Here is a 13,840-nt window from a genome sequence, read left to right as displayed (position 1 = left end):
GTGCAGGCTCCGAGAATGGGGTACTATTCAACCTTTATTCGGGCAGTTCTGTTTCGTGTCAATAATTGCTGACACAAATAGCTATTGGACTTTCGTCTCACACACCCTATGTCGTATAAATGCAAGGCTAGGTCGGTGGCTGGCTGCGCCTTTCCTCGCCGACCAGCCATTATCGAATATTCCGGATTCCACCTTTTGAGGTTGCTTGATGTTCCTGTCGGTTTTCGATCTGTACAAAATCGGCATTGGTCCTTCGAGTTCCCACACGATGGGACCGATGACTGCCGGTGGACAATTTCTTGATGAATTGAAGAATGGCCAGTGGCCGCGCCCTACGAGTGTGAAAGTCCACAGGCTGCGTGTGCATCTGCATGGATCCTTGGCCTTTACTGGTATCGGGCATGCTACGGACCGGGCGGTGATTCTGGGTTTATGCGGGCTTTTGCCGGCAACTGTTGATCCAAACGAGATGGATGCCCTGCTTGAGAAAGTTAAGCAGACAAAGACGCTCGCACCAGAAGGTCATCCCGTCTATCGCTTTGATCCGGCTATGGATCTCATCATGGATCGTCGCACCGCGCTTCCCGGCCATGCCAATGGCATGGCTTTCGAGGCTTATGATGTTGATGACAGATTGTTGCTCCGCCGGATTTTCTACTCAATCGGCGGCGGTTTCGTTGTAACCGAAGAAGAATTGGAATCAGCGAAGACACGCACGGCGCCCAAAGCAGATCATTCGGTGCCGTTTCCTTTTAAAAATGCCGCGCAGATGATGAGCATGGCAAAGGAAAGCGGCCTTTCCATCGCTGAAATGAAGCGGCGCAACGAAGAAATGTTCATGAGTCGCGCTGATTTGGATGCTGGTCTTGATCGCATCTGGTCAGCCATGCGCTCATGTATTGATCGCGGCTTGGAGCAGGAAGGCATTATGCCAGGTGGTCTTAAGGTCAAGCGCCGTGCCCGTTATCTGCATGATCGGCTTCAGGAAGAGTGGCGGCAAAATCGCATCAATCCCCTGCTGGCCAATGATTGGCTGTCAGTTTATGCGATGGCTGTGAATGAGGAGAATGCTGCCGGTGGCCGTGTTGTAACTGCCCCGACAAATGGCGCCGCTGGCGTTGTTCCGGCAGTTCTGCGCTATTATCTGCATTTCCACGAGGACGCGGATCAGGATGGCATTCGGGATTTTTTGCTGACATCGGCAGCCATTGGAGGGATCGTCAAAACCAATGCCTCCATTTCGGGCGCTGAGGTCGGTTGTCAGGGTGAGGTCGGCTCTGCATCAGCTATGGCCGCTGCCGGTTTGGCGGCTGTCCTTGGCGGAACGCCGGAGCAGATTGAAAATGCTGCCGAAATTGCCCTTGAGCATCATCTTGGCATGACTTGCGATCCTGTCGCTGGCCTTGTGCAGGTGCCCTGTATCGAGCGCAATGCGCTTGGCGCGGTGAAGGCGGTTACGGCGGCTTCATTGGCGGTTAAAGGCGACGGAACCCATTTTGTCCCGCTGGATGCCTGTATCGAAACCATGCGCCAGACAGGTATGGACATGAATGAGCGGTACAAGGAAACCAGCTTGGGTGGTCTGGCTGTCAATGTGGTGGAATGCTGATTCATTGCCGCTGTGGACGAAACGTTGCTTAAGGTTGACCGAACAACCCGGAAGCGTAAAAGCTAGCCTATGGCTCTTAACCTCGTAAAACTCTGTGTCGGCTGTACGGCAATCGAAGATCTGGCCGCCTGGATTGATTTCCGTCTGGATGAACGCCGCCGCGCGGGTCTGCCTGCGGAACAGTTTCATACAACGCGCATGGTGCCAAAGCGTGCTGAAGAGCTTCTGGATGGCGGATCGCTCTATTGGGTCATCAAGGGCAATATTCAGTGCCGCCAGCGCCTGACCGATCTGCGAACATTTACGGATGATGAAGGAATTTCGCGCTGCAATCTCGTATTGGAGCCGCGCATTATCGTAACCGAATGGCAGCCGAGGCGGGCATTTCAGGGGTGGCGCTATCTTACGAGCGAAGACGCACCGTTGGATGAGGGGCAGGGCAAATCCGGCCGTGCCAAACTGCCACCGGAGCTGCGGAATGAGCTGGCCTCGCTCGGGTTACTTTAGTCGTTTAGCTTGGTGCATTAATTCAGCGCGTGGTTCGACAAGCTCACCATGAGGATGGTTGGAGATTGTAAGAGTCAAGCTTTGAAACGCTTGCGATTATCATGCCGCCCACTATTTCACCTTTGGTGAGATCCCTGAGCTTTTCGAAGGGCGAACACGTACAACGCCGTTGTCACCAGACATAAACACAGCGCATTGGCCGTGTGCTTGTTCAGTAAAGGCGGAGGCGAACTGCGGTTACTCCATTACGACTTTCCGAACGCAGGTGCAGACGAACCGGTGGCAAAGCCGCGCGGCGGGTCCGTGCTGCCTGACACAACAACACATTGACGAGATCCATGGTTTTGAAGGCGTTAGTACCGCCCCGGCGCAGATCGGCAAGACGCAATGCTGCCTGCTGCAATGCTCCAATACCGCTCAGCCGTGGCTTGGCAGACTTGGGGGCAAAACCAAAGGAACTATCTTGTTCTATGATACTCGACATGACCTAAACCCTTAACGCTAAACAATCGGGGCCTTCTTCATCAATCGCCTTACGATTGTGGTGCAATCGCAAAGCAGTTGAAACTTTGACGCTTCAGAGCGGCGCAAGCGCTGTTGGCAGCCTTGGCGGAGGAGATGCCAGCAAAGCGCGCGCGGTGATAGGTAATGGAACCCTTCTGGAATTTTTCCGTATAGGGCGAAAGGCTTGCAACAGGGGCGCCAACCTGTGAGACGGCCTTGGACAGCAGAGCCTTTGCTTCTTGAGGGCTGCCTGTGGAGCCAATCTGCACCATCCAGCCGCCGGGAGATGCCGAAGCAGTCGTTACAGGGTCAACCTCAGACTGATCGCCTTCGCCGACTTCCTCTTTAGGTGTTGGGGCTGGTATGCGCAAAATCTGTGTTGCCGGTGAGGCGGCTGGGGCAGGTGCCGCATAGGCGGTTACAACTTCTTCAGCCTCTACTGGAGCAGCGGCGACTTCGCGCTGGACCGGGACAGGAACATTATTGTTTTCAGGCAATTCGAGAGCAGCAACGCTGATTTGACTGTTTTTGCGCGATGCGAGCAGATTTCCACCATCGCGGCGCGATGCAGAAGGGAGATATTGCGCAATCAACTTGGCCATTTGAGCGTCACGTGAGCCCCCGCTTGATCCGCCCATTACGACGGCGACGAGCTTTTTGCCGCCTGTATTGACCGACGAAACAAGGTTGAAGCCGGACATGCGGGTGTAGCCGGTCTTGATTCCATCAACGCCTTCGACTTTACCGAGAAGCCTGTTGTGACCAACGATGCGGCGGCCACGATAGCTGAAGCTGCGGGTTGAGAAATAGCTGTAATATTGTGGGAAATGCTCGCGGAGCGCGATGCCGAGGACCGCCAGATCACGTGCTGTCGAATATTGCTGACCATCAGGCAAGCCGCTCGCATTGCGGAATTGAGTATTGCGCATGCCAAGCTGGCGTGCCTTGTTGGTCATCATCACTGCGAAACGCTGCTCTGAGCCGCCAAGATGTTCACCTATGGCAGTTGCAGCATCGTTGGCGGATTTGGTGATCAGAGAAAGAATTGCAGCTTCGGCGCTGATTGTCTGGCCGGGTTTGAAACCGATCTTTGTGGGCGGCTGGGAGGCAGCATAAGCCGACACAGCGATTGGCGTCGATTTTGAAACCTTGCCTGCCGCCATCGCTTCAAAGAGCATATAGAGGGTCATCATCTTGGTCAGTGAAGCGGGATAACGCTTTGCATCTGCATTGGATGAGTAGAGTGTCTTGCCCGTATTGGCATCCACGACGATCGAGGCAGCCTTGCTTTGAGCTTCGGCCTGTGTGGCGATGCCCAAACTCAACCCGGATATGATTGCCACTGCGAGCAGGGCATAAGCCATTTTTGTAATTAGTTTTGAAGTCTGGCGGGCCGGGTAAAGCACAATCAACACCTGCTCGGTATATGCGTCGAAATTTACTGATGATCAAAGGCATCAGAACGGATGTGTAGACTTTAGCCGTATCAGCGTTACCAAACCCTTTATGGTAACCGGAAGGTTCACGGTTTTCCGTCGATTTTGATTAATTTTTAAGGTTAAAATCGCAGCTACCTTGAATTTGACTTTTTGTGCAGCGCACACTAACTCCACGCCAATAACAAAAGTTCATTTGAAAGGTCTGAATTATGGTCACCTCACTCAGCGCGCTGAACGAGAAAAGCAGAGAATTTCTGGGCAATAGTATGGCCAGCGTTTCTGCAATGAACGAAGGCTTGCAGACGATTGTAGGCGAAGCTACCGATTATTCGACAAAATCGCTCCAGGATGGCTCAGCATTGGTTCAAAAGCTCGCATCCACTCGGTCCGTCGAGCAGGCATTCCATGCTCACAGCATTTTCACCAAAAATGCTTACGAAGCATTCGTGGCGCAAGCTGCCAAATTTAGTGAGCTTTACGCGGATATCGCGAAAGAAGCGTTCAAGCCTTATGAAGCAGTGCTGGTAAAAGTGCGGAGCTGACACGCTCTCACAAGGTTGATTTTGAGCCTGCTTGCCCTGCAAGCGGGCTTTTTTTATCCTTGAAGCAGCAAATCGCCTTTGCCAAGTGTAACTTGATATTGCAAGCTTCAGGATAGGGCTTAAAATTAGCTCATCGCGACCTACATAGAATGTACAGAGCGACACATGGCGATCAGAATGCAGGCAGCAACAACATGAATACGTTTTCACCCAAAATGCAGGATGAGGACCAAGGCAATGGCAACGGTCCCGGTCGGGGCACGGCTGTTATTACCCGTACAAAACCAAAGCTGAAAAAGCCGAGTCTCTACCGTGTGTTGATTCTTAATGACGATTACACTCCCATGGAATTCGTCATTCATGTTCTGGAACGTTTTTTCCAGAAGAACAAAGAAGATGCCACCAGAATCATGCTTCATGTGCATAATCATGGAGTCGGTGAATGCGGTGTCTTTACCTATGAGGTCGCGGAGTCCAAGATGACCCAAGTCATGGACTATGCGCGGCAAAACCAACATCCGCTGCAATGCGTGATGGAGAAAAAGTGAGGTTTCATGCCATCTTTCTCACCTAGTCTTGAGCGGGCCCTGCATCAGGCGCTGACCATCGCCAATGAGCATCATCACGAATATGCCACGCTGGAGCATCTGCTTCTTGCCCTGATCGATGATCAGGACGCAAGCAGTGTCATGCGCGCGTGCAATGTCGATCTGGTGCAACTTACCCGTACGGTGAACGATTATGTTGATCATGAGCTCGATAATCTTGTTACGGGCTATGATGAAGATTCAAAACCGACTGCCGCTTTTCAGCGCGTAATCCAGCGTGCTGTTATCCATGTGCAATCTTCCAACCGCGAGGAAGTGACCGGCGCAAACGTGCTTGTCGCGATTTTTGCCGAACGTGAAAGTCATGCGGCCTTCTTCCTGCAGGAACAGCAGATGACTCGCTATGATGCGGTCAACTACATTTCCCACGGGATTTCCAAGCGTCCAGGCATGTCGGAGCCGCGCACACCGCTCGGCACTGAAAGCAATAATGAAGAATCACATGCTTCGGAGTCCGATGAAACGACGAAGAAAAAGCAGGATGCCCTGACGGCTTATTGCATCAATCTGAATGACCGCGCCAAGATTGGCAAGATTGATCCATTGATCGGCCGTGATCAGGAGATCAACAGGACCATCCAGATTCTTTGCCGCCGTTCGAAAAACAATCCGCTTTATGTCGGTGATCCCGGCGTCGGCAAGACGGCAATAGCCGAAGGTCTGGCAAAGCGTATTGTGGAAAAGAAGGTTCCAAGTGTACTTCAGGATGCAACAGTGTTCTCCCTGGATATGGGTACATTGCTGGCCGGAACGCGCTACCGTGGCGATTTCGAAGAGCGTTTGAAGCAGGTCATCAAGGAACTCGAAGAGTTTCCGGGTGCAATCCTGTTCATCGACGAAATTCACACCATCATTGGTGCCGGTGCTACATCTGGAGGCGCTATGGATGCGTCGAACCTGTTGAAGCCGGCTTTGTCATCAGGGGCGATTCGTTGCATTGGTTCAACGACTTACAAGGAGTTCCGCCAGTTCTTTGAGAAGGACAGGGCGCTTGTACGCCGTTTCCAGAAGATCGATGTGAACGAGCCTTCAATTCCTGATGCAATTGAGATCATGAAGGGCTTACGGCCATATTTTGAAGACTTCCACAAGGTCAAATACACTGTGGAGGCGATCAAATCGGCTGTAGAACTTTCAGCACGCTATATCAATGATCGCAAATTGCCGGACAAGGCAATCGACGTGATCGATGAGACTGGTGCAAGCCAGATGCTGCTGCCGGAGGCCAAGCGCAAGAAATCGATTGGCGTCAAGGAAATCGAGGCAACGATTGCAACGATGGCCAGGATTCCTCCGAAGACTGTCTCGAAAGATGACGAAGCAGTCCTTTCGAATCTTGAGGCGGAATTGAAGCGGGTTGTCTATGGTCAGGATCTGGCCATTGAGGCGCTGTCTTCATCAATCAAGCTGGCCCGTGCAGGTTTGCGCGAACCGGAAAAGCCGATCGGCTCTTATCTGTTCTCCGGTCCTACCGGCGTCGGCAAGACCGAGGTTGCCAAGCAATTGGCTGCATCACTTGGCGTGGAACTCCTGCGTTTCGATATGTCGGAATATATGGAGCGCCATACGGTGTCGCGTCTGCTCGGCGCACCTCCCGGCTATGTCGGGTTTGACCAGGGGGGCCTTTTGACCGATGGCGTCGATCAGCATCCGCATTGCGTGCTGCTGCTGGATGAAATCGAGAAGGCGCATCCGGATCTGTTCAATATCCTCTTGCAGGTCATGGATCACGGCAAGCTGACAGATCATAATGGCAAGCAGATCGATTTCCGCAATGTCATTTTGATCATGACGACGAATGCCGGCGCTTCGGATGCGGCAAAGGCGGCTATAGGTTTTGGCTCTTCACGGCGTGAAGGCGATGATCTGGAAGCCATCAACCGCCTGTTCACGCCAGAATTCCGCAACCGTCTCGATGCGATCGTGCCATTTGGTCCTCTACCTGTTCCGGTCATTCATCAGGTGGTGCAGAAGTTTGTTATCCAGCTTGAGGCACAGCTTGCCGATCGCGGCGTAACATTCGATCTGCAACAGGAAGCAATCGCCTGGTTGGCCGACAAAGGTTATGATGATCGCATGGGCGCGCGTCCGCTGGGTCGCGTTATCCAGGAGTACATCAAGAAGCCATTGGCTGATGAAGTGCTGTTCGGAAAACTCAAGAAGGGCGGCACCGTCAAGGTTTCCGTTGCCGAGAAGCCGGATGGTTCACGCGGTCTGGTACTCGACTACATAGCCGACGAGGTTGTGGTAAAGCCGAAGAAGGAAATGCCGGTAGAGAAAAAGCCGCTGGCACGTAAGAAGCCAGCGCCTAAAAAACCGGTGCTCGAGAAAGCTTCGGCAGATGCGGTCAGCGGGGAACGCTCCACCCCTGTGACCCCCAAGGCATCAGTGCCAAAGGTTCCGCGCAAGAAATAACAGAAAGGCCACCTTCGGGTGGCCTTTTTCTTGCCCCCTATGAAAGTTGCGTTTAACGCTTGAAGCATGTCTGATTCCGATCTTGCCCCCGAAGACACACAGATGACCGAGCGGACACCATTTCAGTGGTTTCTGGCAGGTGCTTCGTTGATCGCAAGTATCCCGGCACTTATCCTCATGACCGCTCATGTTGGCTTCGCCGGCTTTGCCAGTGAAAATGGCGTCTCGATGCTGCAAGCGACCTTCATGGTAGCTTCAATCTGGGCGCTTCCGGCTAATATCGTGCTGATAGGTGCCATTTCGGGTGGCTATTCCATTGTCGCAACAGCCATTGCAGTAGGGCTTTCATCCATCAGGCTAATGCCAATGGTTGCGGCGTTCATCCCTGAGGTGCGCGGCCCAAAAACCAGGAAAAGAGCGCTTCTGCCCATTGCGCATTTCATTGCGATTACTGCGTGGGTGGTGGGCATGGAAAAGCTCAAGCATGTGCCGCGCGACATGCGCCTGATATTTTTCGCAGGTCTGGGCATTACTCTAACCACTGTGAACACATTGGTCGTGGCGATGGTGTATTGGCTTTCGGCCAGTTTTCCGCCACTTGTCTTTGCTGCGTTGTTTTTTTTGACGCCGATGTACTTCCTGGCTTCCCTTTGGGGATCGGCGCATGATCGTTCTGTGCATGTTGCCATGGTTTCGGGGCTGTTGCTGTTCCCGCTGATCCATACCATCGTCCCGGCTTATGATCTGCTGTTAACGGGCTTTGCCGGTGGTTTGGTGACAATGGCATATGTGCGATTTGCAGCTATGCGGAGCAGGTCGTCATGACTTGGCAAAGCTATTCCGATTGGTGGTGGCCTTACGTTTTCATTCTGCTGGCAGGAGCATTTCCCACCTATATCTGGCGCTTCATCGGCGTATTTATTGGTGGGCGCGTTAGCGAAGATTCAGAAGCACTGACGGTTGTGCGCGCTGTTGCAACATCGCTTGTGGCAGGCGTTATCGCCCAATTGATACTTTATCCAAGCGGCGCTTTAGCAGAGTCGTCCGTCTATTTGAGAGTAGGCGCCGCCTTGGCAGGATTTCTCGCCTATCTCTACCTGGGCCGACGGGTCATTATTGGCGTTGTCGTCGGGGAAGCTATTTTGATTGCCGGCTTGCTTTTATAGCTCTGCCAAAGCCGCCCTGATCTTTTCCGCGTTGGCCGCCAGCACGGCGTTGTCTTCCATCGTGCCGCTGTGTGGTTTCAGCGCAATTCCTTCAAAGCGCGGAATGACGTGAAAATGCAGATGGAAAACCGTTTGTCCCGCAGCAGATTCGTTGAACTGTGCAATGCCGACCCCATCGGCATTGAAAGCCTTCACCACGGCTTGCGCAATTTTCTGCGTTGTAGCGATGGCGGCGGAAAGCGCCTCTGTATCGGCGTCGAGCAGGTTGCGGCTTGGAGATTTGGTTAATACGAGGCAATGACCCTTTCCCTGCGGCATTACATCCATCAACGCATAGGTTCTGTCATCTTCGTATATCTTATGAGACGGAATCTCTCCGCGGAGGATTCGCGCGAATATGTTGGTGCTTTCATATTGCTGGTTCATTCTGTGCGTGTCCTTACAAAATCATGGCTGATGTTTTTGATCATGCCCGTTTTGCGGGTCAAGCTCATTGTTCGGATTTTTTGAATGGCGCATGTTCATTGAGCGCATCGCTCATCAAAGCAACATCAGCGCGTTCATGCCTGAGGAAATCATTGACTGCGCGCCGCAACCCCTCATGGGCAATGTAGTGCACTGAATTTGTAATGACGGGCAGATAGCCACGTGCCAACTTGTGTTCGCCTTGCGCACCCGCTTCGACGACACGCAATTTGCGCTCAATAGCGAAATCAATGGCTTGATGATAGCAAACCTCGAAATGCAGGAATCGGTGGTCTTCGATACAGCCCCAGTTCCGGCCATATAATCTGTCTGAGCCGATGAAATTGATGGCTCCCGCGATATAGCGACCTTCACGGCGAGCCATGACAAGCATGATATCGTCGGGCATGCGCTCACCAATCAGTTGGTAGAACTTGCGGTTCAGATAGGGGCGACCCCATTTGCGGCTGCCAGTATCCATATAGAACGTATAAAAATCGTCCCAAACCTCTTGAGTGAGTTGGGTGCCGGTCAGTCGCTCAATGGTGATACCATTCGCCACGGCTTCGCGGCGTTCTTTCTTCAAAGCCTTGCGCTTGCGGGATGCAAGCGTATCAAGGAATTCGTCATAATTGGCATAATCATCATTGATGAAATGGAATTGCTGGTCGACGCGATGCAGGAACCCGGCTTCAGTGAAAGACACAAGATCGGTCTCATTCACGAAGGTTGAATGTGCGGACGAAACGTTCAGCTGCGTGGCGAGTTGCTGCAACCCATTAGCCAGCGCGGCGCGGACTGCATCGCCATCCCAACCATAATTGACCAGCAGACGTGGGCCGGTGGCTGGTGTAAACGGTATGCTTGCCTGCAATTTCGGGTAATAGCGCCCGCCCGCCCGTTCAAATGCATCAGCCCAACCATGGTCGAATACATATTCCCCTTGGCTATGGCTTTTTAAGTAGCAAGGAACGGCGCCGACGAGCACGCCGCATTCATCTTCAAGGCGCAAGAACTGCGGTAGCCAGCCTGCCTTGGTGGCAACGCAGCCGGAATCTTCCAGCGACGACAAAAAGGCATGCGAAATGAATGGATTGTAACCCGGTCGATCACGGGAGGTGTCAGTCAGCCGCGACCACTCGGCTGGCGTGAATGCGCCAATGCCTTCGCAGGCACGCAAGGTGAAATTGCCGTGTTCAAGATTTTGCATCAGCAAATTGGGCTTTCCATAAGCGAAGACGAACCGGAAGCAACGATTCCGGTTCAATCAATAAGCTAGGTGATTGATTTGCCGATACAAGAGGCAAAGCCAGCCTTATGGCAAGCGAGGATCAAAGCCTTCAAATGTGATCTGGTCTACAAGAGTATCGCTTTTCACCTTGTCTGCCGCGCTACGCACAGTCCAGGAGATCACAGGCAGGTCAAGGTGCGAGTTTACAAACTCCAGAAAGCGATTTTCCAGATGGTGGACATTATAGGAAATGAAGTCGATTTCGTAGGCCAGCATTGAGAAATGCGCTTCCATATCCTCATCGCGCAGGCCCTCGGCTGTCAGCCCGGCTGGAATGCCCGGTGCGTCCTTGCCGAAAAGGCGAATGAGATGGTGATCGAACGACATGATCGCGGCTTGACCTTGATAAGCCGCCAAATCACTTGCGACGGCCTTGACCAGACCGTCGTCGCGTCCGGCAATGCCCTTCAGTTCGATGATAATCGGTACGCGACCATCAATCAGCTTCAGGGCTTCGGTAAGGGTAGGGATATGGTCCTTGGTTCCGCCGACGCGGATTTTGCAGGCCTGTTGCGCAGTCAGTTCATCAATATTGCCCTTTTGGCCCGTGACGCGGTCCAAGGTGCCATCGTGAAAAACAACCGCTTTGCCATCGGCGGATAGATGAACGTCGCATTCTATGGCGAAGCCCGCGCTTGCTGCGGCGTCAAAAGCAGACAGCGTGTTTTCCCAGCGCTTATTGTTCAAATCATGCAAGCCACGATGGGCTATTGGAGTTTTCTTCAACCAGTCAATTGAGGGCATAATCAGCGAACCTCAATGATAGCTTCGATTTCGACAGGAGCATTAAGGGGCAGTGCCGCTGTGCCAACTGCAGAGCGTGCATGGCGTCCAATATCGCCCAATGCCGCGACAAGAAGATCAGAAGCGCCATTGGCAACAAGGTGCTGTTCGGTAAAACCTGGCGTTGAGGCGACAAAAACAGTGATCTTTATGACGCGAACAATCTTTTCAAGATCGCCAAGTGCAGCTTTTGCCTGAGCCAGAATATTGACGGCGCACGCCTGAGCACAGGCTTGACCCTGTGCCACATCCAGATCCGCACCGAGCAATCCCGTATGAACGAGCTTGCCGCCGACCAAAGGCAACTGGCCCGATGTGAGCAAAAGATTTCCTGTTTGCGAATAGGGCACATAATTTGCTGCCGGCGCTGCGGCGACGGGGAGGCTGATGCCGAGCTCGGCAAGGCGGGATTCGACAGGATTGCTCATGGTTTATTGTCCTTGTGTTTCGGAATCGCAATTGATTGTGATGGAAGTTGCGATTTTTGCCTCGCTTCCGCCAAGAGTTTTTTTAATATGCACGTTCAAATAGTGGAGAATCTTTTGATGCGCGTATTTTCAATCCTTGGTTACAGTCTCGGCGTCATGGCTTTGAGTGGTTCTACCATGACATTTGCTGCCGGAACTGCAACGCTTGTTCCTCATCGCGCTATTTATGACCTGAAACTGGACAATGCACAGGATTCTAGCGGCATTACCGGATTGACGGGGCGTATGGTCTACGAGTTCAATGGGTCGGATTGCGAAGGCTACACGACGAACTTCCGCTTTGTGACGCGCGTCGATATGGAAGAGCAGCCGCAAAGGGTGACAGATCAGCAAACGACGACGTTCGAAACCGCAAATGGTGAGAAATTTCGCTTCGTCAACAAAACATTTGTCGATCAAAGCCTGACCAAGGAAGTTCGCGGCGATGCATCGCTGTTGAAAGACAAGACGGAAATTTCACTGACAAAGCCGATTGCTTCGAAAGAAGATCTTGATCTTTCCCAATTTCCCACACGTCACATGCAGCAATTGATTGAGAAAGCGCTTGCTGGCGAGGTTTTCTATCAAACCAAGCTTTTCGATGGCTCGGAAGATGCCAACAAGATCATGGCGACGACTGTCGTTATCGGTAAATCAGCAGTTACCGAGCCTGATGACGAGATCAAGCACATGGGCCCATTGGCGAAAGATGCGACCTGGCCTGTATCAATCGCTTACTTCGACGAAAAGGAAAAGGCAGAAGGACTGCCAAGCTACCGCATCAATTTCAAGATGTATCGCAACGGTGTAACCCGCGACCTGAAAATGGATTATGGTGATTTTTCCATGACCGGCAAGCTGGTCAATCTCGAGCTGTTTGATACGCCGAAATGCAAGAAGTAGACCAAGGCTGAGGTCTTTTGTGCCGGACGCCCTTGCGTTTGCCGCAAATATCCATTAACAGCCGCTTCATTCCACACACGGGATTTGGGTTGATATCGGGAGAAATCCGATATGGCCTCCGGTGGCGGGTTTCCCGCCTCTTCCCGTGGAGGTTCAACCGGAAAAGGAAAACACAAGATGGCATTGCCTGATTTCAGCATGCGTCAGCTCTTGGAAGCTGGCGTTCACTTCGGACACCAGACACATCGCTGGAACCCGAAAATGGCACCATATATTTATGGTTCCCGTAACAATATCCACATTCTTGACCTTGCCCAGACCTATCCGCTGCTGAATACAGCGCTGAAGAAGGTTTCGGACACCGTTGCCCGTGGCGGCCGCGTTCTGTTCGTCGGCACCAAGCGTCAGGCTTCGGACATCATTGCCGATGCCGCAACACGGTCTGCCCAGTATTATGTCAACGCGCGCTGGCTCGGCGGCATGATGACCAACTGGAAGACCATTTCGAATTCCATCCAGCGTCTGCGCAAGCTTGACGAACTTCTTTCCGGCGAAGCACAGGGCTTCACCAAGAAGGAGCGTCTGAACCTTGACCGTGAACGCGAGAAGCTCAACCGCGCTCTTGGCGGTATCAAGAACATGGGTTCGGTTCCGGATCTTATTTTCATCATTGATACCAACAAGGAAGCGATTGCAATTCAGGAAGCCAAGCGTCTTGGTATTCCAGTTGTTGCAGTGATCGATTCCAACTGCGATCCGGACCAGATCGATTTCCCGATCCCCGGCAATGATGATGCTTCCCGCGCTATTTCGCTTTATTGCGATCTGATTGCCAAGGCAGCTCTCGATGGCATTCTGCGTCAGCAGGGCTCGCTCGGCATCGATGTTGGCGCACAGGAAGAAGCTCCTGTTGAACCAGCACTCGAAGCAGCGGCTGAAGAAACACCTGCACAGGAAGGTGAAGCCTCCGCTTGAGGCTTCATACACCCGTCTTATCGGGTGTTTAAAAACGATTCGACTGGCGCATGATGCGCCGCATAGTTGGCATGCTGGTTCACCAGTATGCCTTCGTTTTTAAAGTGGTTTTGGTTTCGGTAGATTCTGAAGACACTTTATCTATTTGTTTTCACGCAGTTTCAAA

15 protein-coding genes are annotated in these 13,840 nt (G+C 52.5%); 9 read left to right on the top strand and 6 right to left on the bottom strand.

Going from position 1 to position 13,840, the window contains the following annotated elements:
* Window positions 1-208 precede the first annotated feature (208 nt).
* Window positions 209-1,609 (top strand): L-serine ammonia-lyase, encoded by a 1,401-nt coding sequence (locus tag V9K95_RS01310; protein WP_115052996.1) that lies wholly within the window; start codon window positions 209-211, stop codon window positions 1,607-1,609.
* A 69-nt stretch (window positions 1,610-1,678) separates the two neighbouring features.
* Window positions 1,679-2,116, top strand: coding sequence for a DUF1489 family protein (locus V9K95_RS01305; protein WP_115052997.1), 438 nt, complete (start codon window positions 1,679-1,681; stop codon window positions 2,114-2,116).
* A gap of 211 nt (window positions 2,117-2,327) precedes the next feature.
* Here V9K95_RS01305 and V9K95_RS01300 read toward each other — a convergent pair whose 3' ends face one another.
* Both V9K95_RS01300 and V9K95_RS01295 read right to left on the bottom strand, forming a co-directional pair.
* Window positions 2,328-2,600 carry a hypothetical protein gene (locus V9K95_RS01300; protein WP_115052998.1) on the bottom strand — a complete coding sequence of 91 codons (273 nt, stop codon included), beginning with the start codon at window positions 2,598-2,600 and terminating at the stop codon, window positions 2,328-2,330.
* 49 nt (window positions 2,601-2,649) lie between these two features.
* Window positions 2,650-3,984: an SPOR domain-containing protein gene (locus V9K95_RS01295; protein ID WP_442958537.1), complete on the bottom strand. Its 1,335-nt coding sequence runs from the start codon at window positions 3,982-3,984 to the stop codon at window positions 2,650-2,652.
* Between the two features lie 284 nt (window positions 3,985-4,268).
* Here V9K95_RS01295 and V9K95_RS01290 point away from each other — a divergent pair, with 284 nt between their 5' ends.
* The 5 genes from V9K95_RS01290 to V9K95_RS01270 all read left to right on the top strand — a co-directional run bounded on the left by V9K95_RS01290 (window position 4,269) and on the right by V9K95_RS01270 (window position 8,790).
* Window positions 4,269-4,601: a phasin family protein gene (locus V9K95_RS01290; RefSeq protein ID WP_115052999.1), complete on the top strand. Its 333-nt coding sequence runs from the start codon at window positions 4,269-4,271 to the stop codon at window positions 4,599-4,601.
* Window positions 4,602-4,816: 215 nt separating this feature from the next.
* A complete protein-coding gene (clpS, locus tag V9K95_RS01285; RefSeq protein ID WP_162802512.1) occupies window positions 4,817-5,149 on the top strand; it encodes an ATP-dependent Clp protease adapter ClpS in 333 nt (110 codons plus the stop codon).
* Between the two features lie 6 nt (window positions 5,150-5,155).
* The gene (clpA, locus tag V9K95_RS01280) at window positions 5,156-7,624 is read left to right on the top strand and encodes an ATP-dependent Clp protease ATP-binding subunit ClpA (RefSeq protein WP_336440060.1); all 2,469 of its coding nucleotides are present in this window, start codon (window positions 5,156-5,158) and stop codon (window positions 7,622-7,624) included.
* Between the two features lie 66 nt (window positions 7,625-7,690).
* Window positions 7,691-8,449, top strand: a complete 759-nt coding sequence (locus V9K95_RS01275; protein ID WP_115053001.1) for an AzlC family ABC transporter permease — start codon at window positions 7,691-7,693, stop codon at window positions 8,447-8,449.
* On the top strand, window positions 8,446-8,790 hold the full coding sequence (locus tag V9K95_RS01270; protein ID WP_115053002.1) for an AzlD domain-containing protein: 345 nt from the start codon (window positions 8,446-8,448) through the stop codon (window positions 8,788-8,790). Before V9K95_RS01275 ends, V9K95_RS01270 begins: the two co-directional genes overlap by 4 nt.
* On the opposite strand, the gene V9K95_RS01265 is transcribed toward V9K95_RS01270, so the two are convergent.
* From V9K95_RS01265 to V9K95_RS01250, 4 genes are all read right to left on the bottom strand, one after another.
* Window positions 8,785-9,216: an HIT family protein gene (locus V9K95_RS01265; protein WP_115053003.1), complete on the bottom strand. Its 432-nt coding sequence runs from the start codon at window positions 9,214-9,216 to the stop codon at window positions 8,785-8,787. The genes V9K95_RS01270 and V9K95_RS01265 overlap by 6 nt on opposite strands.
* Window positions 9,217-9,280: 64 nt before the next feature.
* The gene (locus tag V9K95_RS01260; RefSeq protein WP_336440061.1) at window positions 9,281-10,465 is read right to left on the bottom strand and encodes a GNAT family N-acetyltransferase; all 1,185 of its coding nucleotides are present in this window, start codon (window positions 10,463-10,465) and stop codon (window positions 9,281-9,283) included.
* Window positions 10,466-10,570: 105 nt separating this feature from the next.
* Entirely contained in the window at window positions 10,571-11,290 is a 720-nt protein-coding gene (locus tag V9K95_RS01255) for a glycerophosphodiester phosphodiesterase (protein ID WP_336440062.1), read from the bottom strand.
* Between the two features lie 2 nt (window positions 11,291-11,292).
* Window positions 11,293-11,757 (bottom strand): RidA family protein, encoded by a 465-nt coding sequence (locus V9K95_RS01250; RefSeq protein WP_115053006.1) that lies wholly within the window; start codon window positions 11,755-11,757, stop codon window positions 11,293-11,295.
* Between the two features lie 156 nt (window positions 11,758-11,913).
* On the opposite strand from V9K95_RS01250, the gene V9K95_RS01245 reads away from it, so the two are divergent.
* Window positions 11,914-12,699, top strand: coding sequence for a cell envelope integrity EipB family protein (locus V9K95_RS01245; protein WP_307286537.1), 786 nt, complete (start codon window positions 11,914-11,916; stop codon window positions 12,697-12,699).
* Between the two features lie 177 nt (window positions 12,700-12,876).
* A complete protein-coding gene (rpsB, locus tag V9K95_RS01240; protein WP_115053299.1) occupies window positions 12,877-13,674 on the top strand; it encodes a 30S ribosomal protein S2 in 798 nt (265 codons plus the stop codon).
* The last annotated feature ends 166 nt before the right edge of the window (window positions 13,675-13,840 follow it).

This window comes from Phyllobacterium sp. CCNWLW183 (genome assembly GCF_037203775.1).
Taxonomy (GTDB): Bacteria; Pseudomonadota; Alphaproteobacteria; order Rhizobiales; family Rhizobiaceae; genus Phyllobacterium; species Phyllobacterium ifriqiyense.
This window is presented reverse-complemented; position numbering and strand designations above follow the sequence as displayed.